At 73.9% G+C, this 1,132-nt stretch carries 2 pseudogenes; both read left to right on the top strand.

The features are described 5' to 3' along the window. Positions 1–119: 119 nt before the first annotated feature. Positions 120–506 (top strand): annotated as a pseudogene (locus tag ACZ5CR_RS46650) (hypothetical protein); the annotation flags it as partial. Positions 507–588: 82 nt separating this feature from the next. Further along, positions 589–1,132: pseudogene (locus ACZ5CR_RS46645) on the top strand (hypothetical protein); the annotation flags it as partial.

Raw genomic sequence — 1,132 nt, 5'->3', positions numbered from 1 at the left:
TGGCGGACGCCGGGCAAGGGCTGGTTGAACGCGCTCTCCCCTTCGCTCTGTTCGGTCCCACCGGCATCGCCATCTATCTGCTGCTGCTCGCCGTCGTCGAACTCGTCCTGATCATCGCGGTGTTGATCGGGTTCATCGTGCGGGTCGCGTTGATGGCTCTGCTGGCGGTGCTCGCACCACTCGCTCTGGCCTGCCATGCCCACCCGCTCACCGATCCTGTTGCCCGGTTGTGGTGGCGGGGCCTTGCCGGATGTCTGGTCATCCAGATCGCACAGTCGATGACATTCATCCTCGCGCTGAAGCTGTTCTTCGCTCCCGGTGCCACCACGCTCGGTATCCCCAAGGCCGATCAGCTGGGCACGATCCTGGCCGGAGTGGCCCTGTTCTGGGTGCTGTTCAAGATTCCCGGCTGGACTCTTCAGGTCGTCCTGCGCGGCAGCCCGATCCAGCAACCGCATGCCCCAGCTCCGGTACGGATGCTGCGACAGCTGGCCATGTACCAGCTGATGGGCCACTACCTGCCCGGCGGCGGCCGTCGCCCCCGGCCCCGCGGCATCCGCCCTGGCGGCGGAGGCGGCGGACCGCTCCGTGGCAGAGGTCCCCGACCCGGCGGCGGCGGACCTGGTGGCCTCCCCGTCGGCGGCCCCGGCGGTGCGGGCCACGGACCGCGCAGGCCGGGTGGCAGGGCGGGTGGCCCGGGCAGGACCGCACCCGCACCAGGACGGGCCCGCGCGGGCCACCCCGCAGCACCCCGACCGCACGCACCCGCCGCAGCTGGACCGCCTGCGGGCACCACCCCGCCAAGCCCAGCCGCACCACCCGCCCCCGCACGGTCACCGGCACCGGCACCGGCGAGGCCTGGAGCACCCGGCGGCCGAGCACCGCAGCCCCACCCCCGTAACGCACCGCCCGCACACCCGCCACGACAGGGCCCGCACGTCGTGCCCCACCCCGCCCAGGCCCGCCGCATGCGCCAGTTGGCACTCCCCGTCCCCGCCAAACGTGTCGCCGCCCGCCCAGCCAGCCCGGCACGCCCAGTCCAGGGCCAGCTCCCCATCGCCGCCCCACGCGTCCGCGTACGCCCAGCCCGCCCCGTGCAACTGCGCCTGCCCCTCGAACCACCCGCCCCGCC

It is taken from the genome of Streptomyces sp. NPDC031274 (genome assembly GCF_055570235.1).
Note: the sequence above shows the minus strand (reverse complement) of the source record. Positions and strands in the feature narration are given on the sequence as shown.